This is a genomic window from Pseudoalteromonas sp. S4492 (assembly GCF_005886115.1).
GTDB lineage: Bacteria > Pseudomonadota > Gammaproteobacteria > Enterobacterales > Alteromonadaceae > Pseudoalteromonas > Pseudoalteromonas gelatinilytica.
Window position 1 is genome coordinate 82,256 of record NZ_PNCP01000004.1, and the last position, 22,758, is coordinate 105,013.

26 protein-coding genes are annotated in these 22,758 nt (G+C 42.4%); 19 read left to right on the plus strand and 7 right to left on the minus strand.

The window, feature by feature from the left end; translation table 11 throughout:
- Nucleotides 1-51: 51 nt before the first annotated feature.
- The 7 genes from CWC28_RS01060 to CWC28_RS01090 are packed head-to-tail and all read left to right on the plus strand — an operon-like array spanning nt 52 to nt 5,420.
- Nucleotides 52-1,215, plus strand: coding sequence for a protein-glutamate methylesterase/protein-glutamine glutaminase (locus CWC28_RS01060; RefSeq protein ID WP_063706618.1), 1,164 nt, complete (start codon nt 52-54; stop codon nt 1,213-1,215).
- A complete protein-coding gene (locus CWC28_RS01065) occupies nt 1,208-1,972 on the plus strand; it encodes a flagellar motor protein (protein WP_063706620.1) in 765 nt (254 codons plus the stop codon). The genes CWC28_RS01060 and CWC28_RS01065 overlap by 8 nt, the downstream gene beginning before the upstream one ends.
- Nucleotides 1,973-1,978: 6 nt before the next feature.
- On the plus strand, nt 1,979-2,938 hold the full coding sequence (locus CWC28_RS01070; protein ID WP_138624595.1) for a flagellar motor protein MotB: 960 nt from the start codon (nt 1,979-1,981) through the stop codon (nt 2,936-2,938).
- An 11-nt stretch (nt 2,939-2,949) separates the two neighbouring features.
- A complete protein-coding gene (locus CWC28_RS01075) occupies nt 2,950-3,720 on the plus strand; it encodes a ParA family protein (RefSeq protein ID WP_063706624.1) in 771 nt (256 codons plus the stop codon).
- Nucleotides 3,721-3,722: 2 nt separating this feature from the next.
- A complete protein-coding gene (locus tag CWC28_RS01080) occupies nt 3,723-4,481 on the plus strand; it encodes a chemotaxis protein CheW (RefSeq protein ID WP_063706626.1) in 759 nt (252 codons plus the stop codon).
- A gap of 21 nt (nt 4,482-4,502) precedes the next feature.
- Nucleotides 4,503-5,000 (plus strand): chemotaxis protein CheW, encoded by a 498-nt coding sequence (locus CWC28_RS01085; RefSeq protein ID WP_063706628.1) that lies wholly within the window; start codon nt 4,503-4,505, stop codon nt 4,998-5,000.
- A gap of 15 nt (nt 5,001-5,015) precedes the next feature.
- A complete protein-coding gene (locus CWC28_RS01090) occupies nt 5,016-5,420 on the plus strand; it encodes a DUF2802 domain-containing protein (protein WP_055020709.1) in 405 nt (134 codons plus the stop codon).
- Nucleotides 5,421-5,446: 26 nt separating this feature from the next.
- Here CWC28_RS01090 and CWC28_RS01095 read toward each other — a convergent pair whose 3' ends face one another.
- Nucleotides 5,447-5,755 (minus strand): EscU/YscU/HrcU family type III secretion system export apparatus switch protein, encoded by a 309-nt coding sequence (locus tag CWC28_RS01095; RefSeq protein WP_063706630.1) that lies wholly within the window; start codon nt 5,753-5,755, stop codon nt 5,447-5,449.
- Nucleotides 5,756-5,760: 5 nt separating this feature from the next.
- A complete protein-coding gene (gene fliK, locus CWC28_RS01100; protein ID WP_249324933.1) occupies nt 5,761-8,544 on the minus strand; it encodes a flagellar hook-length control protein FliK in 2,784 nt (927 codons plus the stop codon).
- Between the two features lie 102 nt (nt 8,545-8,646).
- Here fliK and ccmA point away from each other — a divergent pair, with 102 nt between their 5' ends.
- From ccmA to CWC28_RS01150, 10 genes are read left to right on the plus strand one after another with little or no spacing between them, the layout of a single operon-like run.
- Complete coding sequence (gene ccmA, locus CWC28_RS01105) at nt 8,647-9,267, plus strand: cytochrome c biogenesis heme-transporting ATPase CcmA (protein ID WP_105175235.1); 621 nt, start codon at nt 8,647-8,649, stop codon at nt 9,265-9,267.
- Entirely contained in the window at nt 9,267-9,953 is a 687-nt protein-coding gene (ccmB, locus tag CWC28_RS01110; protein WP_054553246.1) for a heme exporter protein CcmB, read from the plus strand. The genes ccmA and ccmB overlap by 1 nt, the downstream gene beginning before the upstream one ends.
- A gap of 1 nt (nt 9,954) precedes the next feature.
- The gene (locus CWC28_RS01115) at nt 9,955-10,692 is read left to right on the plus strand and encodes a heme ABC transporter permease (protein ID WP_063706635.1); all 738 of its coding nucleotides are present in this window, start codon (nt 9,955-9,957) and stop codon (nt 10,690-10,692) included.
- A gap of 2 nt (nt 10,693-10,694) precedes the next feature.
- Nucleotides 10,695-10,898, plus strand: coding sequence for a heme exporter protein CcmD (gene ccmD / locus CWC28_RS01120; RefSeq protein WP_063706636.1), 204 nt, complete (start codon nt 10,695-10,697; stop codon nt 10,896-10,898).
- The gene (gene ccmE, locus CWC28_RS01125; RefSeq protein WP_063706638.1) at nt 10,895-11,374 is read left to right on the plus strand and encodes a cytochrome c maturation protein CcmE; all 480 of its coding nucleotides are present in this window, start codon (nt 10,895-10,897) and stop codon (nt 11,372-11,374) included. Before ccmD ends, ccmE begins: the two co-directional genes overlap by 4 nt.
- Before the next feature lies 1 nt (nt 11,375).
- On the plus strand, nt 11,376-13,331 hold the full coding sequence (locus CWC28_RS01130) for a heme lyase CcmF/NrfE family subunit (protein WP_105175234.1): 1,956 nt from the start codon (nt 11,376-11,378) through the stop codon (nt 13,329-13,331).
- Nucleotides 13,328-13,897 carry a DsbE family thiol:disulfide interchange protein gene (locus CWC28_RS01135; protein WP_063706642.1) on the plus strand — a complete coding sequence of 190 codons (570 nt, stop codon included), beginning with the start codon at nt 13,328-13,330 and terminating at the stop codon, nt 13,895-13,897. Before CWC28_RS01130 ends, CWC28_RS01135 begins: the two co-directional genes overlap by 4 nt.
- Nucleotides 13,897-14,358, plus strand: coding sequence for a cytochrome c-type biogenesis protein (locus CWC28_RS01140; protein WP_063706644.1), 462 nt, complete (start codon nt 13,897-13,899; stop codon nt 14,356-14,358). Before CWC28_RS01135 ends, CWC28_RS01140 begins: the two co-directional genes overlap by 1 nt.
- Nucleotides 14,359-15,621, plus strand: a complete 1,263-nt coding sequence (gene ccmI, locus CWC28_RS01145; protein WP_063706646.1) for a c-type cytochrome biogenesis protein CcmI — start codon at nt 14,359-14,361, stop codon at nt 15,619-15,621. It begins immediately after the preceding gene.
- A 9-nt stretch (nt 15,622-15,630) separates the two neighbouring features.
- Entirely contained in the window at nt 15,631-16,362 is a 732-nt protein-coding gene (locus tag CWC28_RS01150; protein WP_063706648.1) for an MlaA family lipoprotein, read from the plus strand.
- Between the two features lie 65 nt (nt 16,363-16,427).
- On the opposite strand, the gene CWC28_RS01155 is transcribed toward CWC28_RS01150, so the two are convergent.
- Nucleotides 16,428-17,651, minus strand: coding sequence for an EAL and HDOD domain-containing protein (locus CWC28_RS01155; RefSeq protein ID WP_063706650.1), 1,224 nt, complete (start codon nt 17,649-17,651; stop codon nt 16,428-16,430).
- A gap of 371 nt (nt 17,652-18,022) precedes the next feature.
- Between CWC28_RS01155 and putP the strand changes: the two genes are divergently transcribed.
- On the plus strand, nt 18,023-19,534 hold the full coding sequence (gene putP, locus CWC28_RS01160; RefSeq protein ID WP_105175233.1) for a sodium/proline symporter PutP: 1,512 nt from the start codon (nt 18,023-18,025) through the stop codon (nt 19,532-19,534).
- Nucleotides 19,535-19,596: 62 nt separating this feature from the next.
- Here putP and CWC28_RS01165 read toward each other — a convergent pair whose 3' ends face one another.
- Nucleotides 19,597-19,899, minus strand: a complete 303-nt coding sequence (locus CWC28_RS01165; protein WP_063707201.1) for a YebG family protein — start codon at nt 19,897-19,899, stop codon at nt 19,597-19,599.
- A gap of 246 nt (nt 19,900-20,145) precedes the next feature.
- Between CWC28_RS01165 and CWC28_RS01170 the strand changes: the two genes are divergently transcribed.
- A complete protein-coding gene (locus tag CWC28_RS01170; RefSeq protein WP_119853479.1) occupies nt 20,146-20,439 on the plus strand; it encodes a ComEA family DNA-binding protein in 294 nt (97 codons plus the stop codon).
- Nucleotides 20,440-20,467: 28 nt separating this feature from the next.
- Here CWC28_RS01170 and CWC28_RS01175 read toward each other — a convergent pair whose 3' ends face one another.
- The 3 genes from CWC28_RS01175 to CWC28_RS01185 form a co-directional block, all read right to left on the minus strand.
- A complete protein-coding gene (locus tag CWC28_RS01175) occupies nt 20,468-20,770 on the minus strand; it encodes a DUF6170 family protein (RefSeq protein WP_063706654.1) in 303 nt (100 codons plus the stop codon).
- Nucleotides 20,770-21,288, minus strand: a complete 519-nt coding sequence (gene dsbB, locus CWC28_RS01180; protein ID WP_063706656.1) for a disulfide bond formation protein DsbB — start codon at nt 21,286-21,288, stop codon at nt 20,770-20,772. Before dsbB ends, CWC28_RS01175 begins: the two co-directional genes overlap by 1 nt.
- A 129-nt stretch (nt 21,289-21,417) precedes the next feature.
- A complete protein-coding gene (locus tag CWC28_RS01185; RefSeq protein WP_138624596.1) occupies nt 21,418-22,569 on the minus strand; it encodes a chorismate mutase in 1,152 nt (383 codons plus the stop codon).
- Between the last annotated feature and the right edge of the window lie 189 nt (nt 22,570-22,758).

The following is a 22,758-nucleotide window of genomic DNA, read 5'->3' on the forward strand; positions in this document are numbered from 1 at the left end:
AAGTGCAGCGCTCAAGCTGCACTTTCAATGAAATAAAACAAGAGAGTGCCAATGGCAGTCAAAGTATTAGTTGTTGATGATTCAAGCTTTTTTCGCCGTAGAGTGAGCGAAATTTTAGAGCAAGACAGCAATATTCAGGTAATTGGTTTTGCCGTAAATGGTCGTGAAGCGGTAGATAAAGCCCGTGAATTAAGACCTGATGTAATTACTATGGATGTTGAAATGCCAGTTCTTGATGGCATTAGTGCCGTGAAAGAAATAATGGCAGCAACACCGACTCCTATCTTAATGTTTTCATCACTCACCCGTGATGGCGCAACAGCAACCCTAGATGCACTGGATGCTGGGGCGTTAGATTTTTTACCGAAAAAATTCGAAGATATTGCCCGCAATAATGAAGATGCAATTGCGCTTTTACAAAATAAAGTAAAAGAAATTGGTCGTCGTCGACTTTCTCGCTTTACGCGTCCAGCGCCAGTGACCAGAACAACACCGACATCTGCGCCAACTCGTAGCACAACGACCAGCAGCGGTATTGTTCAGCCTGATCGTAGCTTTAGTCGTACTGCGACAGCGCCTGCTAGTTCATCTGCTGGATCGTCTTCATCAGTGAGTAGTATGCGTGCCTCCGGTAAAAAATATCAGTTGGTTGCGATTGGTACTTCAACTGGTGGGCCTGTGGCACTGCAAACAATTTTGACTCAGTTGCCAGCTAACTTCCCACACCCTATTTTGCTGATTCAGCATATGCCAGCGGCGTTTACGCCAGCCTTTGCTGCAAGGCTTAATGGCCTATGCAAAATCAATGTGAAAGAAGCGCAAAATGGTGACCGTTTAGTGCCAGGGACAGCTTATTTAGCACCTGGTGGTCAACAAATGCTGATTGAAGGGCGCGGCGGCTCTCGCACACTACGTGTGTTTGAAGATGACAGCCCGCGTATTACCTACAAACCTAGCGTCGATGTCACCTTTGCGAGTGCCGCAAAAACCTTTGCCGGTGATGTGCTGGCGGTAGTCTTAACTGGTATGGGCGCAGATGGCCGTGATGGTGCACGCATGCTCAAGCAAGTGGGTGCAACCATTTGGGCGCAAGATGAAAAAACCAGTGTGGTGTACGGTATGCCACAAGCTGTTGCAAACGCAGGATTAGCGAGCGAAAGCCTCGCACTCAATGATGTTGCAGCGCGCTTAACTCGAGAGACTGGCTGTGGATAAGCTCTCGTTTCTTGGCTTAATCGTTGCCTTAGGCGCCATTGCTTTTGGTTATGCACTTGAAGGCGGTGTTGTCAGTGCATTATTCAATGGTCCGGCGCTGATCATTGTTTTAGGTGGGACACTCGGGGCTGTGATGCTACAGACTCCTGGTAGTGTCTTTACCAAAACGCTTAAGATCAGTCATTGGGTGTTCTTCCCTCCGTATCATGATATTGAAGCTGCTATAGAACAAGTGAAGCGTTGGTCACACAAGGCACGTCAAGAAGGTTACTTAGCACTAGAATCTGAAGCATTATCTCATTCAGACCCGTATGCGGCAAAAGGCTTGAGTCTACTTGTTGATGGGATTGATGAACAAAAACTCAGAGATACCCTTGAGATTGATTTAATGCTAGAACGCGAACGCTTACTCGAGGTAAGTCGTGTTTATGAAGCAATGGGCGGCTATAGTCCAACAATTGGTATTTTAGGGGCCGTGTTAGGTTTGATTCAGGCCATGCAGTTTATAACGGATCCTGAAAAACTGGGTGCGGGTGTAGCAACTGCTTTTATCGCCACCATTTATGGTGTTGGTTTAGCTAACTTACTCTTTTTGCCAATGGCGAATAAGCTTAAGCAGCAAATTGAACAAAAAATGCTGTATCATGAATTACTTGCTGAAGGCATTATTGCTATCTCGCAAGGTGAGAGCCCACTAAATATCGAACTAAAACTTGAGGCGTATCGTGTAGAGCGTCCAAGCTTAGTTGACGAGTAATTTAACATGATGCGCCGTCGCTTGCGTCATAACACGTCAAAAAACCAACACACCGAACGCTGGCTAGTTTCTTATGCCGATTACATGACCATCATGTTTGCTTTTTTTGTGGTCATGTATGCAATCGCAATTAGTAAGAATGAAGACTTTCAAATTCTCTCAGACTCTCTTGAACAGGTGTTTGAAAAGTCTGCTCGTCAGCAACAGCAGGTGGGCACAGGCGTTAATGGCACGGGCATATTAACTGACAGAGTCAGCACCGAGAACGATATTTTGTACGGTGAGAGCATTCGTAAAGAAGAGCAAGGGCCTGAGCTACTCGATGGGCAAAGCGAAACCAGTAATATTGAGAAAAAGCATCTTGGCAAGCCCCTCGACAGCTTACTCACGAAATTGCAGTCTGCACTGATTGATGAAATTCGTGATGGCGAAGCGAGTTTAGAGTTACATCAAGACTGGCTTATCATTGAACTAAGCTCTGGGATGCTGTTTTCATCGGGCAGTGCCGTTGCACAGCAACGAGCCAAGCAAGTCGTTGGCTTAGTAAAAGATATTATTGCCCCTGTTGACAATTACATTCGCGTGCGTGGTTATACCGATAATGAAGGTATTCGCAATGAGATGTTTCGTTCTAACTGGGAGTTATCGGTAGCGCGGGCTACATCGGTACTCGTCGAACTTGAAAGTTTGGGTATCAATCCAGCGCGTATGGCCATTGAAGGTTACGGACAATACTCACCATTTGTGAGTAATGATACCGAGCAAGGACGTGCTGAAAACCGTAAAGTGGTGGTCGCCTTGTCAAAGTATGGCCTACCACCTAAAGAGCCAGAAAGCTCAGAGCAAGAGCCACAAAATCAAGCACAAGATACAACTGAAATTGAGTTGCCAAGCAATGATAACACCATTAAAGTGATTCAATTACCACATGGTGGTATTAGGATTACCACGCGCAATGAACAATAATAAGGTGTGATGTGAAAGTTTGGACCGTAGCGAATCAAAAAGGTGGGGTAGGGAAAACCACCACAGCCGTTAGCCTTGCTGGCATTCTCGCTTTACAAGGGAAGCGCGTGTTACTTATTGACACCGACCCGCATGCATCACTCACTTATTACTTTGGTATTGATTCTGAAGATCTTGAAGTCAGTGTGTACGATATATTTGCACGCGGCAACAGTATGGCAAGTGAAGAAATTTTACAGGCTTTATGCCCTTCAACACTTGAAAATCTTGATATTTTACCTGCGACTATGGCAATCGCGACGCTTGATAGAAGCATGGGTAATAAAAATGGCATGGGCTTAATACTGAAAAAAGCACTCGCCAAAATTAGCGAGCATTATGATTACGCGATTATTGATTGCCCGCCTGTTTTAGGCGTTTTGATGGTCAATGCTCTTGCAGCAAGCGAACGAATTTTAGTGCCAGTACAAACTGAGTTTTTGGCTTTAAAAGGGCTTGATCGTATGATGCGCACCATGGAGCTGATGCAAACATCACAAGCCAAACAGTATCAATATACGATTATTCCAACAATGTATGACAAACGCACTAAAGCATCACTTGAAGCTTATAAGACTCTGCAGGATAATTACAAAGACAAAGTATGGTCAGGTGTCGTGCCTGTCGATACAAAATTTAGAGATGCTAGTTTAGCACAACAAGTGCCGATTCAATTTTGCCCGCGTTCACGTGGGGTATTTGCCTATCGCGCACTGCTTGATTACTTAGTTGCACAAGGTTAGAGATGAGTAAGCATTTATTTGCCAATGAAAAAGTGATGACCCAATATTTGGGCGCTTTGTTGTGTGAAGATGAGCCTACAGACCAAAACCTTGAGCCTGTCGCAAAGCTGTTAGAGCAGGTTAAAGAGCCAGAAACAAAGACAGAAGAAAAGCTGACGGAAATTCTGCCTACCCCAGAACCTGTTTTACCAACCCCTGAACCGACTAAAGAGCTTGAGAAAACCGAGAACCAAGCTAATATCAAAGATATAGTTGAAGAACCTAAAGCAGAACTGGTTGCAAAAACATCGTCTGATCGCCAAGAAGACTATTTTGATGGTGAATTTCAGGCATTGTTCTTCGAAGTGGCGGGGTTAACGCTCGCCGTGCCGTTAAAAGCATTAGGGGGAATTCATCAGCTGGCAGAGGTTAACCAATTATTTGGTAAGCCTAAATGGTTTAAAGGCGTGATGCTGAACCGTGAAGAAAAACTGAATGTTGTTGATACTGCACGTTGGGTTATGCCAGAAAAATATGATGAAAAATTAGAACAATCATTAAATTATCAGTATTTAATCACCTTAGGTGACAGTCAATGGGGATTGTTGGCTGAAAAGCTCGTCAATAATATTACGCTTCGAAAAGAAGATGTAAAATGGCGAACTAAATCAGGTAAGCGGCCTTGGCTTGCAGGTGTCATCAAAGAGAAAATGTGCGCCTTGATTGACGTTGAAAATTTATATCAATTGCTAGAGCAGGGCTTAGACAGCCGTGAGCAGTAACTATTTTTACGGAGTAATAGCATGAGTGGAGAAAGACTACTGTCAGCTAATAAAAATGCTGATAGCAACGATGAAGTGTTACAGTGGGTAACCTTTAAACTTGAAGAAGAAACGTACGGCATTAATGTAATGCAAGTACAAGAAGTACTTCGCTATACTGAAATTGCTCCTGTACCAGGTGCACCGTCTTATGTGTTAGGTATCATTAACTTACGTGGTAACGTTGTGACGGTAATCGACACGCGTGCACGTTTTGGTTTAATGGGTGCAGAAGTCACTGATAACTCACGTATCGTGATCATTGAAGCTGAAAAGCAAGTGATCGGTATTTTGGTCGACAGTGTGGCTGAAGTGGTTTACCTACGTAGCTCTGAAATTGATAGTGCGCCAAATATCGGCACAGAAGAAAGTGCTAAGTTTATCCAAGGCGTATCTAACCGTGATGGTGAGCTATTGATCTTGGTTGATCTTAATAAATTACTAAATGACGATGAGTGGGACGAGCTAAGCGCACTATAAGCGTTTGGAAATTATATGCTGTTATACTCTTTGTTTGGTGCCTCAATCTTACTTGTATTAGTGTGTTTGGGGCTTATTTTTGTCAATAACAATAAACAAGCGGCGGCAATTCAGGCCAAGCAAAAACAGCTGCAAGAAGCTCAACAGCAATTGAGTATTCTTCGTAGCGAAGTGGCTGAAATGCGTGCCGGCATGCTAAGTATTGGCAAACGTGTTGTCGCTGTTGAAGAAAAAAGTAAAGAGCTTGAACAGCTGCAAGATGCACAGAAATATGATGATCCGAATGCGAAAATTTATTCGCGAGCGGTTAAAATGGTTGAGCTAGGTGCTGATTTAGAAGAAATAATTCGTGAATGCGAATTACCCAGAGCCGAAGCTGAGCTACTCATGTCACTTCATAAACAAAAAGGCGCCCAATAAGGCGCTTTTTTATTTGAATCTGAGCACTAGGCTTGAATGTTGAGCTTACCCTGAAAATCGTGCCAACCCGGCGGAAATTTACCCCGCAATACGTACGAAAAAGCAATTAACTCAGCAATGACATAGTAAAGCTCTTTCGGTATTTCTTCACCTAACTCAAGATGAGACAGAGTTTGGGCTAAATCAGCATCTTGGTGTATCAGAATACCTTTTTGCTCGGCGAGCTTGATTATTTCTTCAGCCAATTCACCAAAGCCTTTACTGGTCACTTTTGGCGAGCTGCCAGCTTCGTAGAGTAGGCCTATCGCAGATTTATGCATCGCGTGTTCACTCATAAAAATTACACCTTAATGTTGATAATCGCATGCGATTTATAAAAAGCCTGATGGTTTGACACACCTTGCTGCAGGTTTAGTTCTCCCACATTTAAGCCATGGCTTGCAAGCTTATGACGTAACGTTTCTAAGTGCGGATGAGCGAGTGCGGTTACTTCTTGCGAAGAAGCAAGTAACTGACAATCAACCGCTTTATCCATCACCTCTGCGGTAATTTGTAACTTGCCAAGCTGTGCATAGTCAAAGTTTAACCGCACAAACCAAACATTTTTTGCTTCGAGTTTATTTTTACTTGGCTTTTTATACTGTCCTAAGCTGATTTCTGTTTGCCCTGTTTCAGGAGGTAACTTCATCGGCAAGAAAAACTGCGCCAAAGCACTGTTATCTTGTTGCTGATTGATGGGCGTTGTCTGCACTTGGGTCAGAGTCTGTTTGAGTTGAGATACTTCAGCGGCCATTGCTTGCATCGTTGGCTGTTGCAATTGCTCGAGTAACTTGCTGCCGTTAACGGCTTTAAAATTGGGCACTAACACTTGCAGTAATGCATCAAGACCTGTTTGATTATTGAAGCTAATACTCGTTGGTGCTTGATTGATAATGGGTGCTGCCAGTGAAGCCACCGCTAATTGCTCTAAACCTTGGCTAAAGCTCGCTTGCTGAGTTTGGCTAGGTAATGCGGTTGGTCTGAGAATACTTAAAAGCTCTCGCTCAATTGTTGTCGGGTGCATGTTTTGACTAGAGATCATGCGATTAAATGCTTGATTCACGAGTCGATTTAAATCTACCGAAGACGACGAGTTTTGCTCGCTCAGGGCTACAAGTTTTTCTGTTAATTGCACTGGCAGTGGCGTACTTACTAACGGCTTACTTTCCGGAAGTGGTAATAACTTAGCAATCAACGCGGCTTCAATGGGCCTTATCGGCAATAAGGGTTGAGCTAAGTTTGGCTCTTTCGCTGCTAAAAAGGGGGCATGCAATTGAGTTTGCTGCTGAGCAACTTTTTGTAACCCTTGAGCTTGTTCATTAATTGCTTGAGTCGCTAATGCGGTTTGTTTTATTGGCTCATTAGGTCCTGCTACAAGGTTTTTAGCCACAGTTTTTATAACTTGCTCAGCGTGTTGCTGCAAAGGTGATGATGACCCTTTTATCTCTGGCTTTACATTTAGCGTCAGCGAATTGGGTGCTGTGCTTAATGGCGTCTGTTTAGTTTGAGAGGCCGGCTCACTGGCATTGTTGAGTACTGAATTAGCAAAGTTACTTTTAACTTGGGCGAGCTGCTCTGAGGCTGGTTTGTCAGGTTTTATGGCAGTAACAGCGCTGTTAACCGCTTTGTTGTCTGCAGGTGTTTGTTGCAAAGCCGTAACAGTTTTCAAAGCAGGATTCTGCGCTTTACTATTGATTGCTATTTGTGTGACAGGGAGCTGCGCGCTGACAAGCGGCTCTAAACTGACTTTTATGCGTTGCAATAATTGTATTAAAGGCGGCGCATTATTATAGCTCACGGGTAAACTCACTTGCTTTGCCGACTGAGTGGTTGTTAATGGTGAGTCTGCTTGTTTAGTTGCAGGTAATGGTCCATTCGTTGCAATTGAATCACTGGCTCTTGGGGATATGTGAGGCGCTGCTTGTTGGAGTGCGCTTTGCTGAACAGCGGCAAACTTTATTATATTGATCTTATTAGCATTAAAGCCAAGTTGGCTAATTGTGTTTTTGCTCTCAATCAGCTGGTTTGTTGGCTGGTTAACTGCTGCTTTTGTGGTGGCAGGGAGCTTTTCAAAATAGCGTACAGCATCACTAATACGCGTTTTTAAATCAGCAAAACTGTCTTTTAGCCAGGAGCTGATTGGAGAGTGTGAGCTACTCGATGGCGCAAGCAACGCACTCTTAGGTTCAACTGCTTGGCTTTTTAACGCTTGAATGAATGTCTCTGACAGCGAGTTCTTCAACAACACTTGCTGAACTGGCATTTTATTTACTAGTTCTAATGTTTCTTTAACTGAGTGAGGGGTTACTTTTAGTGCGTGCGGATGAAATTGCCACTGCGCTTGAATTTGCTTAGCTTGCTTTGGTGAAATAGTTGATAGCGGCAATGTTAATTCGTTGCTTTGCTTGCTGGCAACGCTCAGCTGCACTTGTTGCCCAGCTAATTTTAAGTTCATTTCGGGGGTTAGCTTTGCCACCAACTCAGCCACTTTTTGTTGGCTAACACTTTGCTGATGGAGAGAGTCCCCAAAGCGATTAATAATGTTTAAATTAAAGCTATTTTGTTGGTTGGTCGCTGGGAGCAAAATGGCTTTAAGTGGTGCTTCAGCTTTTAAAAGAGCAACCAGGCTATTGTTAAGAGCAAACTCAGCTTTTAATGTTGGTAGTTGTAGTAAAGGTTTACTTGGCGCAATCTGAGCTGGGTGCGGCATATTTGTATTTGCACTCCCTTGCGTTAGCAAGTTCAGTAGTGCTTGTAATTGCTGGCTTTTGCCAAGTGTAATCGTCAGCGGTGCTGGTGTAATACTCAGTTGTTTACCATCACTACTTAATTGAATATTGGCCGCTAGAAAGCGCTCAGTTTTGAGGTTTTCTTGCTCTGTTGATAAGCGCAGTGTTTGCCATGAGTTATTGATTAGCACGTCCATTTGCACGCTTTGCTTACCAATCACAATATTACGGGCAGTCACGTTCTGCTCAGCCAGCATTTTTAAGGCATCATTGGATGAATGCTGTGATGCGCTGCTTATCGCTTTTGGATCAAGGTTAAGCTGAGTGCTGAGAGTCAACTGGCTTTGTTTATTCATTATTTTAGATCAAATATAAGTTAATCGTTTTAAAGCAATATTCGTATTACCCTATCATTATGGTAGAATAACGCCTAATTTTGGGTATAGAGAATCGTCATCTTGTTACACATTAAGGCCGTCACCTGCATCAAGCAAGATCGTTGTTTGTTTGCGGATCTTAATTTCAGCTTGAAATCGGGACAAATTATGCAATTAGCTGGTCCGAATGGGGCTGGTAAAACATCATTATTGCGTATTATCGCGGGTTTCGCTATGGCGGATGAAGGCGATGTATTTTTCCAAGAGCGTTCTATTTCAAAATACTATGATGAATATGCACAAGAGCTGCTGTTCATTGGCCATAAAACGGGTGTAAATACACAGCTTACCGCCCTAGAAAATGTCGCATTTTGGCTGAAAATTAATGGCTACGACAGCAAGCAAGACTTGTATCCAATCTTAGCAAAAATAGGCTTGGTGGGCCTTGAAGATGTGCCTGTTCGTATGCTGTCTGCGGGGCAACAGCGCCGTGTCGCTTTAGTAAGACTGTGGTTAAATAGCGCCAAACTATGGATCCTTGATGAGCCATTTACTGCACTTGATAAAAGCGGTGTTGCATTTTTGCAAGAACGTTTTGTCGAGCACTTAAATGCAGGTGGGGCGATTCTTTTAACCACTCACCAAGATTTAACAACACAATTTAGTGATCTAAAAACAGTGACTTTGGAGTATCGCCACTGATGGTAAAACAGCATTCGTATTGGCAATTATTCTCTGCGGTTTTTTCTAAAGATCTTAAATTAGCGTTTCGTCAGCGTGCTGAAATCGTTAACCCTATCTTGTTTTTTCTGATTGTTATTACACTTTTTCCGTTAGCAATTGGCCCTGAGCCCGGTCTACTTGCTCGTATGGCGCCAGGCATTATTTGGGTCGCTGCGTTACTGTCAACCATGTTAGGCCTTGATAAGCTATTTCGCGATGACTATCACGACGGAACATTAGAGCAATTAATCGCGTCGTCATATCCATTACCGTTAACAGTGCTTGCAAAAGTGGCTGCTCATTGGGTGATCACGGGGCTGCCATTAGTACTGATGACGCCGGTATTTGCTTTGTTATTGAATTTAGAAAGTTCAGCGCTGTTAGCAACCGTTCTAACATTATTGTTGGGTACGCCATTGCTTAGCTTCATTGGCGCAATTGGCGCTGGACTGACTGTGGGACTGCAAAAAGGCGGTATTTTGATGAGTTTGCTTGTTTTGCCTTTGTATATCCCTGTACTAATTTTTGCAACCTCGGCTATTGATACCAGCTCTATGGAGCTTGCCTATAGCGGACAGCTTGCAATCCTTGGTGCCATGCTAATCGTAGCGATTATAGCGGCGCCAATTGCCATATCGTCAGCATTGAAAGTGAGTGTAAGTTAATATGTGGAAGTGGTTACATCCCTACGCAAAAGCAGATCGTGCTTACCAATTGTGTAACACCTTACTGCCTTATTTCGCCGTCGTTACGGTGGTTTGTATGATTGTTGGATGGGTCTGGGGGCTTGCTTATGCCCCTGCCGATTACCAACAGAAAGACAGCTACCGAATTATTTTTATCCATGTGCCTTCAGCTATTTTATCTATGGGCGCTTACTCTTCTATGGCGATTGCAGCAGTGATCGCACTAGTATGGCAATTACGTAATGCAGAGCTTGCTGTGATTGCAATTGCACCCGTTGGGGCATGTGTGACAGCGATAGCATTAATCACCGGTGCAGCATGGGGTAAACCTATGTGGGGCGCATGGTGGGTATGGGATGCACGCCTTACTTCTGAGCTTATTCTGTTATTTTTGTATTTAGGCGTTTTATCGCTTTATCATGCTTTTGAAGATAAAAAAGCAGCGGGTCGCGCAGCGTGTATTTTAGCCATTGTTGGGGTTATCAACTTACCGATTATTCACTTCTCGGTAGAGTGGTGGAATACCTTGCACCAAGGTGCAACTATTACAAAATTTGATACTAAAGCCATTGATCCAAGTATGTTTTGGCCATTAATGGTGAACATTGTTGCGTTTGCAGGTTTTGTTGGTGTGGTGACCTTAATTCGCCTTAAAAACGAAATTTTACAACGTGAAAAGCACCGCCCGTGGGTGCGTGATATGCTTGAGCGAGGTTAATCATGCAGTTTGATTCTTTTGCAGATTTTATTGCCATGGGTGGCTATGGCTTTTATGTTTGGTTGTCTTTTGGCAGCTGTGCATTAATTTTACTCGGTATTTTATTTAGTTCGTTAAACGATACAAAACGTATTTTCTCTTCAGTAAAGCAGCAAGCACTACGTGAAGAGCGCATTAAGAAAGCGAAGCAAGAGGCAGGGCAATGAATCCAAGACGTAAAAAACGTTTATTAGCTGTTGTAGCCATTATTTTTGGTGTGGGTGCAACCATTGGTTTAGTGCTGTACGCACTGCAAGAAAACATTAATTTGTTCTATACCCCAAGCGAACTTGTTGAGGGTAAAGGCCCGAACAAAGAAAAACCGCATGTCGGTCAAAAGCTCCGCATTGGTGGTATGGTTGTACCTGGCTCAGTTGTACGTGACGAAGCAAGCTTGAAAGTGAGCTTCAAATTGATCGATAAAGGCCCTATGGTGACAATTAATTATCAAGGGATATTGCCGGACTTATTCCGTGAAGGCCAAGGGATTGTGGCACAGGGCGTGTTAGTAAAAGCCAATGAAATTGATGCCTTTGAAGTGCTTGCAAAGCATGATGAAGAATACATGCCAGCAGAGGTTGCTGAAGCTGTGAAGGGTATCAAACACGAGAAACCGACGTATAACTTAGATAGCGGCAATTAATATGATCCCAGAACTCGGTTATTTTTCTTTAACACTGGCCATGGTGCTCAGTGTTTTACTGTGTATTTTTCCTTTGTGGGGGGCGCATACCGGCAATTTACGTTTAATGCGCGCAGCCCCATCACTGGCAATTGGTCAGTTCGTCTTTGTGCTTTTATCATTTGCAGCACTTATTTATGCCAGTTTAACCGATGACTTTACCGTTTCGTATGTTGCTTATCACTCAAGTAGCACCTTACCTTGGTACTACAAAATTACCTCGACATGGGGTGGCCATGAGGGAGCAATTTTACTTTGGTTAGTGATGCAAGCGGGTTGGACAGCGGTTGTTGCAATGCGCTCCCAATCATTACCTTGGGTTTTACGTGCCCGAGTACTCGGTGTACTAGGCTTTTTAGGCGTTGGCTTTATGCTTTACACCTTATTAATGTCGAGCCCATTTGAGCGCTTATTACCGTATTTCCCAGTTGAAGGTCGCGATTTAAATCCGTTATTGCAAGACCCTGGCATGATTATTCACCCGCCATTGCTTTATATGGGCTATGTGGGTTTATCTGTGTCGTTCTCATTTGCTATTGCGGCACTACTTACCGGAAAGCTTGATAATACCTGGGCTAAGTGGTCTCGTCCTTGGACAATGACTGCATGGGGCTTTTTAACACTCGGTATTACCATCGGTAGTTGGTGGGCATACTCAGAACTTGGCTGGGGTGGCTGGTGGTTCTGGGATCCAGTTGAAAACGCATCATTAATGCCATGGCTTGTGGCAACCGCATTGTTGCACTCATTATCAACCACCGAAAAGCGTGGTGTCTTTAAGTCTTGGACGGTATTACTCGCTATTGCAGCATTCTCTTTGAGCTTACTGGGTACCTTTATTGTGCGCTCGGGTATCATTGTATCTGTGCATGCATTTGCCTCAGATCCTAATCGCGGAATGTTTATTTTAGCTTTCTTAGCCATTGTTGTGGGTGGTGGTTTATCGCTTTATGCACTGCGTGTATCACAGGTGAAAAGTGAAGGCCGTTATAAGTTTGCTTCGCGTGAAGTTGCGCTTTGGCTAAATAATATTTTCTTAGTTGTGGCAACGCTGATTGTATTGTTGGGTACATTATTGCCAATGATCCACAAAGAACTTGGCTTAGGCAGTATCTCGATTGGTGAACCATTCTTCAACAAGATGTTTGCAATTCTACTGGTACCGTTTGCCATATTAATGGGCATGGGCCCGCTATTACGCTGGAAACAAAACAAATGGTCGATGCTGCAAAATAAATTTGCACTCTCGGCCGTCGTAAGCCTAGTAGCAACAGCAGCATGGTTATATTCAAGCTACGATGTGATTGCACCTATTACCTTTATTGCAACAACATTAGCGGTATGGATTTTTGTTACTACTCTGGTTGATTTAGCGGCAAAAGTAACTATTCATAAAACCTTAGGTGAAGGCTTTAAACGATTAGGGTTAAGTTATTGGGCGATGGTTTTAGGTCACATTGGTTTAGCATTTGTGATTGCAGGTGTAACGCTAACCTCTGCTTACTCAGTTGAGCGTGATGTATCAATGAAGCCAGGCGAAACCGTGGCATTAAATGAATATCAGTACCGCTTTGATGGTGTTAAAACAATTCGTGGCGCTAACTATAGCGGCCATGCTGGTGTTGTCACCGTACTGAAAAACGATAAACAAGTAACCGTGTTACACGCTGAGAAACGTCGTTATGACATCGGTATGCAATTTATGACAGAAGCCGCTGTGGATGCTGGTTTTACACGCGACTTGTATTTAGCACTAGGCGAGCAATTAAGCCAAGGTGCGTGGTCGTTACGTATTTACCATAAACCGTATGTTCGTTGGATGTGGCTCGGTGGTATTTTAATTTCATTGGCTGGCTTTTTAGTGCTTGGTGATAAACGTTATCGCCAGAAATCGACTAAGCAGGAGGCATCAGCATGAACCGTAAACTACTCGCGCTAGCACCGTTACTGGTTTTTGTTTTACTGTGTGTGTTTTTATACCAAGGTTTGTTTGCTAATCCGCGTGAGCTACAAACAGGGCGTATTGGACACGCGATGCCTGCATTCAATTTGCCCGATTTGATGGATGAGTCAAAACGTTGGACAGATGCCGACTTAAAGGGTGAAGTGTACCTACTTAATGTGTGGGGCACATGGTGCCCGACCTGTTTAGCTGAGTTAGGTTACTTGACTGAGCTAAGAGAGCAGGGTGTTAAGATTGTTGGCTTATACTACGAGCAAGGCTACGACCCAGACTTTGATGGCCAGTTTGATATTAACGCACTACGCGAAGATGTCACCAGTATGCTTAATCGTGCTGGCGACCCGTATCAATTCAATATCTTAGATTTAAAACGCACATTAGCCCTTGATTTAGGGGTGTCTGGCGCGCCAGAAACCTTCTTAGTTGATAAGCAAGGCACCATTTTGCTGCACCATACCGGTGATATTAACCCACGTGTATGGCGAGCTAAATTCGCACCGTTAATGCAGGAGCTACAGTAATGAGACTCGTGATTTTTTTAGCAAGTTTGCTTATCACGTTTAGCGCATTTGCAGAGCAAGACAAATACCAATTTGATGATAAAGAGCAGGCCGTACGCTTCAGTGAGCTTACCAAGGAGCTGCGTTGTCCTAAATGTCAAAACCAAAACATTGCCGACTCAGACGCGGTTGTAGCCAAAGACTTACGCGATAAAGTGTTGGCACTGGTGAAAGATGGTAAAAGCAAAGATGAAGTCATTGATTATATGATTGACCGTTATGGCTACTTTGTACATTACGACCCACCTGTAACGCCAGCAACGTTAGTGTTATGGGTATTGCCAGTATTGATTGTGGTACTTGGCTTTGGCTTTATCGTTTTACGCCAACGTAAGGCATCAGTAAAACAAACATGGACAGAGCAAGACGAAGCGTTACTTGCAAAGTTAATTGAACAAAATCAACGTCAGGAGCAAAGCTAGATGGCATTAATGTGGGCTTCTTTTGTTTTACTCACACTGATTGCATTGCTATTTGTTGTCGTACCGTTTTTTAAACGCGAACGTATTCAACGCCTTGATCACAATGCAAACTCGGAATTAATCCGAATTTATCATCAACGTTTAGATGAGCTTAAAACTGAACTAGATAACCAACGTATTGATGCACAAATGTACGATGAGTCAGTTATCGAACAAAAGCGTCGTTTGCTCAATGAGTTGTCTCCAGAAAAAGCGTTAAACAGTAAAGGTAATAACCGTATTTTTGCACTTACTGGCGCAGGCTTTTTAATTGTTTTAACAGCCATCTTTTATGGTTATACGGGTAGCCAGCAGCAAATTAAAGGCTGGCATGACGCGATGGCAAATCTTAAGTCATATGGCGAGCGTGCCGTGATGCAAGAAGGTGAGCCGTTAACACCAAATGAGCTACAAGCGTTTGCGTTAGCACTGCGTACTAAGCTTGATCAAAGTGGTGATGACGAAGTGGCGTGGATGCTACTTGGTCGAGTTGCAATGTCATTAAATGAATTTGATATGGCAATGCAGTCATTTGATAAGGTTCTTAAAATGAACCCAGATAACAAGCAAGTGCTGATCAGCTACTCGCAAGTTCTGTTAATGGAAGGCAGTGATGCGAATATGTCTCGTGCTGCGACGATGTTATCAAGAGTGTTAAAAGCCGAGCCAACTAATATTGATGCAATCTCATTATTAGCCTTGATTGCGTATGAACGTAAAGATTGGCTACAAGCTAAAACTGCATTTGAAGTATTGCTTGCAAGTATGCAGCAAAACGATCCGCGTTATAGCATGATTGCAGAGCGTATTGCTGAAATTGATGCCCACTTAAATAATGAGCAGCAAACAACGAATACAGAGTTAGCAAAAGCGTCAAACAGTGAAATTAGCATCACAGTTGATTTAGACCCGGCACTGGTTGATTCACAGCCACAAAACGGTACGTTATTTGTTTTTGCTAAAGCAGCCAGTGGCCCACAAATGCCATTGGCTGTGGTTAAAATGACCGAATACAGTTTTCCGCTAACCGTGACGTTAAGTGATACGAATGCCATGGTTGATGGCTTGAATCTATCGAGTGTAGATAAAATTATTTTAACTGCGCGTTTATCAAAAGATGCAACTGTGGTAACTTCTAGCGGCGAGTTGGAAGGCAAGTCGGATGTCTTAGAGCGTGCAAACGTTAAAGAATATTCGCTGCTAATTAATGAGTTAATACCGTAAGGATAGCCGATGTTTAGGCACAGTATATTTTTTATCTTTTTTGTAGTGCTTGCAGGATGCGCACAGATACCAGAAGAAAAAGTGGATGAACGAGATCCTCTGCAATCATTTAACCGTCCTATGTATGATTTTAATATGGACGTACTTGATGCGTATATTCTTCGCCCAGCAGCCGTTGGTTACATCACAGTAACCCCCGCACCGGTTAGACGCAGTATTGTTAATTTTACCGATAACATCACTGCACCGACTGACATGGTTAATGCTGGTTTACAGGGTAAACCGGGTAATATGGGCATTAGCTTTGCGCGTTTTTTAGTGAACTCTACGGTGGGCTTACTCGGCTTTTTTGATGTTGCTTCATCATTGGGTTTAGAAATCGTTGATGAGGACTTTGGTCAAACCCTCGGCGTATGGGGAGTGGGTGATGGTGCTTACTTAATGATCCCAGGTATGGGGCCAAGTACTGCACGAAACTTAACCGGTGATGTGGTCGATAACTTTGTGTTACCTGAAATCACCTTAACGACGCCACAGACTATATTGGTGTTTGCACTGAAAGCAGTTGAGGCACGTGCTTCATTAATGCCGCAAGAGAGCTTATTAAATGAGTCGCTTGACCCATATATCTTTATGAAGGATATCTACTTCCAGCGTCAATTGTATGAGCTATATGACGGCAATCCGCCAGTAGAAAAAGAGCCTGATGACTTCGATGAAGACTTTTTAGAGAATCTTTAAGATTATTCAAATCAAAAAAATGCCAGCAATTGCTGGCATTTTTTATATCTTTAAGCGAATTGGTATTAATCCCCAAACACACTCATTTGGTCATTAGACCAACTTAATGCATCGTGGTAAGCGTCTGGTACTTCTTCAGGCTTAAGACCCAACTGCTGTTGGATTTCTTTCGCTTTTTCCCAATCTGCTTGCTCATAAAATTTTACAAGGTTTAGATAGGTAGCGAGTAAGCCTTCACCTTTAAGCAGCGCATCTTTTATTTCGACGGTTAGCGGTAGCTTATTCATAACGCTTGGCATGTCTTCATCTAAGATAGCATCCATCAACGACATCATACCCGTTAAGAATGCCATACCTGTATCTCGCAATTTGCCGTGGCTGATTGCGAGTAATTCAGCAAACCGAGCACGGGTTAACGAAAGGCGAATAAGCTCAGCAGGTTTATCCGCTGAAACTTGAGCTGCAAATAGCAGTGACAAGAAACGTTTAATTTCTTCACTACCTAATACGATAAGTGCTTGTTTAATAGTGCTGATTTCAGCGCGACGTTTAAAGGCCGCTGAGTTTGAGTAGCGTAGCAACTTATAAGACAAGTTAACGTCACGTTCAAACACCTCAGTGATTTTTCTGAGGTTTAAATCAATACTCGATGTTTCGTATAGAAGCTCGGCAAGAGCCATCTCAGAAGGTGGTAAAGTTTTACTTTGTACCATCTCAGGTTTCGAAAAGAAAAAGCCTTGAAAGTAGCTAAAGCCCATTTCTAGAGCCAGCTGATATTTCTCGTATGTTTCCACTTTTTCGGCAAGCAACTTGATATGCGGATGAGGTTTGATTGCCTCAATAACCGCTTCAATTGACTCTTGATCGCAGGTTAAAAAGTCAATTTTGATCATATCGATATACGGATAAAAATGACGCCATACAGGTTGGTGTATGTAATCATCAAGTGCCAGTGTATAGCCTCGCTCTTTTAGATCTTTAACCAGCGCAAGTAAACGTTTACCAGGTTGAATAGTTTCAAGAATTTCGACAACGACTTGTTCTTTACCCAATAAAAGTGGGTAGCCTTTTTGGAGTGTCTCTAAAGTGAAATTAATGTACGCTGGTTTGTTATCCGTTAAATCTTCTAAACCAAAATTGAACTGACTACCTTCAATGAGTCGTGATGTTGCTTCATCGCCATCAATGTCTGGAAACACGTTATCTACGCCATCCCTAAACAGGAGTTCGTAGCCGACAAGTTTCTTTTCCTTATCTAAAATAGGTTGGCGTGCAGCGTAAAAATACATAGTCCTAGCATGTCCACTTCGGTTAATTCATTTATCCATGAGCAATATATGCCATTAAGCCTGAAATAGCATTAATTAAATGCGCGTATTTGAGGATAAATACTGATTTTGTTTTGATCTTAAGACTAGGATAAATTGTGATGAAATTCTATAACTTGCGATTAAATATCACATTTTTGTTATGAAAAGGTTGTAATTCTGTGCCATGTCACTCAACGGCTTGATTGGAGTTGTAGGGGGGAAGCGTGTTATAGTCATGGGTGATATCGGTTTTTACCCCAATAATGTCTTTAAATTAAATAACTTGCGAGTCATTATTCGGATTAAAAGCCAACATTAATCAATTATTGGAGGCTAATTTGGAAACAGGAATGATAATTTCGTTAGCATTGTACTTCATCGTTATGCTGGGGATTGGGCTATATGCTTATAAGCAATCCACAGATGATGTATCAGGTTATATGCTAGGTGGTCGTAATTTATCACCAAGTGTTGCAGCGCTTTCAGCTGGCGCGTCAGATATGAGTGGTTGGTTGCTGATGGGCCTACCTGGTGCAATGTACTTGTTTGGTTTAAGCAAAGTTTGGATTGCTATAGGTCTCGTATTAGGTGCTTGGGCTAACTACTTTTTAGTTGCACCTCGATTACGTGTGTACACAGAAAAAGCAAATGACTCAATCACCATTCCAGATTACTTCGCTAACCGCTTTGATGATAATAAAAATATACTGCGTGTTATTTCTGCGATTGTAATCATCGTTTTCTTTACCTTGTATACCTCATCAGGCGTTGTTGCTGGCGGCAAGTTATTCGAAAATTCATTTAATATGAGTTACGAGATGGGTCTGTACATTACAACGGGTGTTGTTGTTATTTACACCTTGTTTGGTGGCTTCTTAGCAGTGAGCCTTACAGACTTTGTACAAGGCTGTATCATGTTTATCTCGCTACTGGCAGTGCCGATTGCAACCTATACCATGCTTGATCAACCGTTTATGGATACCTTAGCAAATGCACGTTATGACTTACTGCTAAGCTCACCGAAAGACACTGAGATCCACGCCCTGAATATGATGGATTGGTTTGCCGGTGGCTCAACGATTGCCATTATCTCTGCTATGGCATGGGGCCTTGGTTATTTTGGTCAACCACACATTATTGTGCGTTTTATGTCGGTACGTTCTGTTAAAGATATGCCAACTATGCGTCGTGTGGGTATGTCGTGGATGACACTTTCAGCAATTGGTGCTGTATTAACAGGTCTTTTTGGTGCGGCATATATGCTTGAGAACCAAATGCCAATTGATGATAAAGAAACCATTTTCTTAGTGTTGTCTGAGCTAATCTTCCATCCTTTAATTGCAGGGTTCTTATTGGCAGCAATTTTAGCCGCCATTATGAGTACCATCTCGTCGCAGTTATTGGTGTGTTCAAGCTCACTTACAGAAGACTTTTATAAAATCTACTTAAATCGCAATGCATCGCAAAAAGAGCTGGTGTTAGTCGGCCGTATCAGCGTAATGCTGGTAGCAATTCTTGCTATTTACCTCGCTTATGACCGTGATAGCTCGATTCTAGATTTGGTTAGTAATGCTTGGGCAGGTTTCGGTGCTGCATTTGGCCCATTAGTGCTGCTTAGTCTTTACTGGAAACGTATGAACTTGCAAGGTGCGATTAGTGGTATGGTAGTCGGTGCTGCAACAGTCCTGTTTTGGATTTACGCGCCAATTACTATTAATGGTCAAACGCTGAGTGCACTCCTTTATGAGATTGTCCCGGGCTTTGTTTTATCGACTATTGCAATTGTCGTAGTGAGCCTGATGACGGCTGAGCCGAAAAAAGAAATCACAGATTTATTTGATGAAGTTGAATCATCACTGTAATTTTTGATTGAGTACAAAAAAGGGCAACTGATGTTGCCCTTTTTTATGATCTAAATTTGCTTTTAGCTAGCCGCTTTTTCTTTTATATCTGATACGTTATCTGCAGATTTAGCTTTTTTAGGTTTCGGCTCTACTTCTTTAGCGCCTTTAAGCACCGCCATAAACTGATCTTTTTCTTTTGCCATTTCAAGTGCCAGCGATTCAATTTGTTGTTCGCTTAATGGTACATCAACTTTTTCAAGCATTAGTTCTAATGACTCAGCAATGTCGAGCATTTTGTCATACGCATCAGCTTCTTTTTTAGTAGTAAACGTCATGCGCTCGACTCCGTTTCTTTCTACAACATATTTAACAACAACAGCCATGATTTCTCCTGCATTTAAGCGTGGCATTTGCAGCGTAAAATCGCCACCTTGATTACTGTTTTTATATACAGTAATGCTTCGCGCTTTACTTTGCAAGTAGCAAGCGAAAATATTTATTCAGCAAATTTGACAATAATAGGGACATTAGCTTTATTTAAAATGTTACCCAAAGTTAAACACAAGCGATGGAGTGAGTGTTGGGTAACAGCTAACTATCTGTCCAAGATGGACATCATGGAGGAAATTATGAAACTACTATCAAGTATTTTACTTGCCACTAGTCTTGCATTACTGCCAACGACACAGGCATCAGCCGACACACCAACCAAAGCTACACAAGTTAAAATGCAAAAGCTGAGTATTAATAAAGCCAGCATTGAGCAGTTAACTCAGTTACCAGGAATCGGTGAATCAAAAGCGAAGGCGATTGTTGAACATCGTACTAAGCAAGGTCCGTTTAAATCGGTTGAACAATTAAAAGAAGTAAAAGGAATTGGCGATAAGCTATTTGCTAAACTTGAGGGGAAAATTACATTATAAACAGCAGGCTATACACCTAAACAGGGCGTTATTCGCCCTGTTTAAATTCATCGATAGCTTTGTCTAAATGCGCTAACGCGAACATGTTTTCGATAGGTGTTGTGATAAGAGGGTAACTTAAACCTGCTAACAACAACCAAGGGATGAGCATCCAGCCTTCAAAGTAAGCTAAACCTAAAAATAATGGTGCTAAAAAGGCAAGCTTGCACACCGATAAAATAATTTTTTTGCTCGGGCTTAAATGAGCCAAAGCAAGGGCAATAATTTGCTGGCGTTGCCTTACTTTAAATGCTTTTAAAGCGGGGATTTGACTAGTAAAAAAATAAATCATTACAACGACTTTTTGCTCACTAAACGGCTAACTACTACGGCTATAAATACCACTGAAAACGCCGCAAAAATAACTTCCATCCAAGCCGGCATACTCATAGAAGCAAACTGCCAATCGATGTTGCCGCAATCACCTGTGGCTGCAAAGAAGCTAGGGATCCACTCATGCAGTGGCATAAAGCTTGGGAAGTTAGGTTCAAATGCACAACTAAATGCAAAAGGGTCGGTATTGTTTTGCATTGCAATATGTTCTTTAGCAATAAAGTAACCCCAAATTGCAGAGACACCCCAAGTGGCAAATGCAACGAGTCGAAGAACCATATTTTGTGGGTTAATCGCACCGATAACACCCGCAGCAAGTAAGCCTAGAACAGCAGTACGTTGATAAATACACATAATGCAGGGTTCAAGCCCCATGTTGTATTGGAAAAATAACGCGGTGACTTCGAAAGCGAGGGAGATAAAGGCTAATAATAACCAAGGTGTTCTTTTAGTTGCTAATTCTGCTAACCAATTCATGAAAGATCCAATGTCTAATTGTTTTCAAGATTATGCTTAGACAGGGCAGTGGGTGCAAGTATCTAAGATGAAATTATACGAAAAAGGAGCCAACCAGCTCCTTTTCATTCATCTTATCTAGGCTTCCTATTACACACTAACAGCTTGCAAAGACTCACTTTGATAACAGCCTAATACACGTGTGTACTGGGTGTGTTCTTTCAACTCTTCAAGTGCTTGCTTAACATGTAAGTCATCAAGGTTTGCTTCAAGGTCAACATAAAACACTTCTTCCCATGGGTTACCTGGAACTGGGCGAGATTCTAATTTTACTAGGTTGATTTGATGATGCTTAAAGATCATTAAGGCATCAGCCAACGAACCTGCTTGTTGTTTGGTGGCCATAATTAAACTGGTTTTAGTTGGAATTTGCTTTGATACTTGCAGCGGTTTACGTGCGACAACAATGAAACGGCTGTGGTTTTCGCTTTGGTTTGCAAGGCCTGACTTAACGACTTCTAATCCTACGTTTTTACCTGCTTGCGCTGAACCGATAGCGGCGCTATTTGCCGTGTCTACCGCTGATTGTAATGCATGGAAAGTTGAATCACAGGTTTCATGTTGAATATCACCTAAACCCTGAATGAAGCGGCTACATTGAGCAAACGGCTGTGGGTGAGCAAAGATTTTATTAATATGAGAAAGCTCAGTCCCTGGCATTGCTAATAAACAGTGTTCAACACTGTGAGTTACTTCACCAACGATTGAAACTTGCGCATGTTGTAATAAATCGAAAACTTCATTGATACTTCCTGAGCTGGTGTTTTCAATTGGTAGTAAGCCAAAATCAGCTTGACCACTTTCAACCTTACCAGTGATTTGTTCAAAGCTTGAGCAGCCCATTTCAATGACTTTGCCAGGGCGGCGGCTGAAATATTTATGACAGGCTAATTGGCTATAAGAGCCTTGACCACCTAAATAAGCAACGCGGTGCGTTTCGCTCATCGCTTCTGGGTTAAGATTCTTTTGTAGCATGGCTTGTTGGTTTAAAACCGAATCTTCAAGAATGGTTTGGAACACATTATTAATGTAGTACGCATCCAGTCCTAGCGACTTACCATAATTGATAAGCTTTTCGAGTAATGCTTGTTCGCGAGCTTCATCGCGGATTGGTTTGTTATTAGCAATTTTATATTCAACTACGCTGTGGCTAATACGGCGTCTTTTAGCCAGTAACACCAGTAAGTCGGAATCTATTTCATTAATATCGTGTCGTAACGCATTTAATGTATCAATGCTCATGTTGGTTTCCTCATTCCAAAACAGTACACAAACAAAAAAGCCTCCCAAGTGGGAGGCTTTAGCTATTCGGTGAATTTATCTCGCAAACAGTTAAGCCTCCTCTATCTAAAGAAGCTAAAAAACGAAAAGTAAGTGCGAGAGATAATTTGTTTCATTGGATTAATGTAAAAACACTTGTACGTAAAGTCA

Bases quoted from the DNA above. Each gene is read 5' to 3' on its own strand.
- CWC28_RS01070 (WP_138624595.1), top strand. From the start codon at position 1,979: ATGATGCGCCGTCGCTTGCGTCATAACACGTCAAAAAACCAACACACC.
- ccmB (WP_054553246.1), top strand. From the start codon at position 9,267: ATGGTAAAACAGCATTCGTATTGGCAATTATTCTCTGCGGTTTTTTCT.
- CWC28_RS01060 (WP_063706618.1), top strand. From the start codon at position 52: ATGGCAGTCAAAGTATTAGTTGTTGATGATTCAAGCTTTTTTCGCCGT.
- CWC28_RS01135 (WP_063706642.1), top strand. From the start codon at position 13,328: ATGAACCGTAAACTACTCGCGCTAGCACCGTTACTGGTTTTTGTTTTA.
- CWC28_RS01130 (WP_105175234.1), top strand. From the start codon at position 11,376: ATGATCCCAGAACTCGGTTATTTTTCTTTAACACTGGCCATGGTGCTC.
- ccmI (WP_063706646.1), top strand. From the start codon at position 14,359: ATGGCATTAATGTGGGCTTCTTTTGTTTTACTCACACTGATTGCATTG.
- CWC28_RS01090 (WP_055020709.1), top strand. From the start codon at position 5,016: ATGCTGTTATACTCTTTGTTTGGTGCCTCAATCTTACTTGTATTAGTG.
- ccmD (WP_063706636.1), top strand. From the start codon at position 10,695: ATGCAGTTTGATTCTTTTGCAGATTTTATTGCCATGGGTGGCTATGGC.
- CWC28_RS01080 (WP_063706626.1), top strand. From the start codon at position 3,723: ATGAGTAAGCATTTATTTGCCAATGAAAAAGTGATGACCCAATATTTG.
- ccmE (WP_063706638.1), top strand. From the start codon at position 10,895: ATGAATCCAAGACGTAAAAAACGTTTATTAGCTGTTGTAGCCATTATT.
- CWC28_RS01085 (WP_063706628.1), top strand. From the start codon at position 4,503: ATGAGTGGAGAAAGACTACTGTCAGCTAATAAAAATGCTGATAGCAAC.
- fliK (WP_249324933.1), bottom strand. From the start codon at position 8,544: ATGAATAAACAAAGCCAGTTGACTCTCAGCACTCAGCTTAACCTTGAT.
- CWC28_RS01185 (WP_138624596.1), bottom strand. From the start codon at position 22,569: ATGAGCATTGATACATTAAATGCGTTACGACACGATATTAATGAAATA.
- CWC28_RS01150 (WP_063706648.1), top strand. From the start codon at position 15,631: ATGTTTAGGCACAGTATATTTTTTATCTTTTTTGTAGTGCTTGCAGGA.
- CWC28_RS01095 (WP_063706630.1), bottom strand. From the start codon at position 5,755: ATGAGTGAACACGCGATGCATAAATCTGCGATAGGCCTACTCTACGAA.
- dsbB (WP_063706656.1), bottom strand. From the start codon at position 21,288: ATGAATTGGTTAGCAGAATTAGCAACTAAAAGAACACCTTGGTTATTA.
- CWC28_RS01140 (WP_063706644.1), top strand. From the start codon at position 13,897: ATGAGACTCGTGATTTTTTTAGCAAGTTTGCTTATCACGTTTAGCGCA.
- CWC28_RS01115 (WP_063706635.1), top strand. From the start codon at position 9,955: ATGTGGAAGTGGTTACATCCCTACGCAAAAGCAGATCGTGCTTACCAA.
- CWC28_RS01170 (WP_119853479.1), top strand. From the start codon at position 20,146: ATGAAACTACTATCAAGTATTTTACTTGCCACTAGTCTTGCATTACTG.
- CWC28_RS01155 (WP_063706650.1), bottom strand. From the start codon at position 17,651: ATGTATTTTTACGCTGCACGCCAACCTATTTTAGATAAGGAAAAGAAA.
- CWC28_RS01165 (WP_063707201.1), bottom strand. From the start codon at position 19,899: ATGGCTGTTGTTGTTAAATATGTTGTAGAAAGAAACGGAGTCGAGCGC.
- putP (WP_105175233.1), top strand. From the start codon at position 18,023: ATGATAATTTCGTTAGCATTGTACTTCATCGTTATGCTGGGGATTGGG.
- CWC28_RS01175 (WP_063706654.1), bottom strand. From the start codon at position 20,770: ATGATTTATTTTTTTACTAGTCAAATCCCCGCTTTAAAAGCATTTAAA.